The following is an 852-nucleotide window of genomic DNA, read 5'->3' as shown; positions in this document are numbered from 1 at the left end:
AGGCCGACGCGCTGCGGCGCGCCGCAGCCCGTCGGCCTTGCCCCGCACTCCGGCGGCGCGTTCCTCGGCGGTCCGCCGTGCCAGCCGCGCCTCCATCTCCACGGCCCTGGCCTGCGCCACGGCGTCGGCGGCGCGATCCCGCTCCTCGGTGGACACCGACGACACCTCCGCCGAGTCCGATGTGGCCTCGGCCATCCGGAGTCGCTCCTCGAGCTCCTCCAGCGAGACCCGCGTCTCGTCCCGCGCGACCTCGGCCTTCGCGCACTGCGCCACGAGCCGGTGCATCTCGTCGCGCGCCAGCCGGGCGACCTGGCCCAGCCTCGCCAGATGCTCGTAGACGGCGCCCAACTGGGCGTCGGACTCGTGGAGCGCCGCGAGCGCCTCCTCGGTCACCTCGCGCCGCGCGACCAGGTCCTCGGTGGCGCCGGCCAGCGCTGCAGTCAGCTCCTCGACCTCGCGGCGCGTGCGGCTCAGGTCCGTCGACGCGGCGTCGATCGCCGACTGGACCTCGAGCGCCGACTGCCGCCCGGCCGACCCGCCGGACATGACCGCGTGCCGCACGACGTCGCCGTGCAGCGTCACCGCACGCAACTCCGACCGCTCGTCCACGACCCGCGTGGCGTCGGCGATCGAGTCCACCACCACTGTGCCACCGAGCGCCGACACCACCGCGCCCCGCAGCTCGTCCGGACAGGTCACGAGGTCGAGGGCCCATCGGGCACCGTCGGGCAGCGGCCCGCAGACGACCGTCCCCACCGCGGCACCCTCCACAACCACGGCTGCGCGGCCGGCATCCGCCCCACGCAGCGCGCCCAGCGCGTCGGCGGCGCGGGTGGCCGACGGTGCCGCGAC

1 pseudogene is annotated in these 852 nt (G+C 76.5%); it reads right to left on the bottom strand.

Annotation, left to right across the window (positions count from 1 at the left end):
- A pseudogene (locus tag ABD908_RS27450) lies at positions 1–852 on the bottom strand (chromosome segregation protein SMC); the annotation flags it as partial.

The organism is Tsukamurella soli (assembly GCF_039541155.1).
Lineage (GTDB): Bacteria > Actinomycetota > Actinomycetes > Mycobacteriales > Mycobacteriaceae > Tsukamurella > Tsukamurella soli.
The sequence above is the reverse complement of the archived record's forward strand: the minus strand, read 5'-3'. Positions and strand labels throughout refer to the sequence as shown.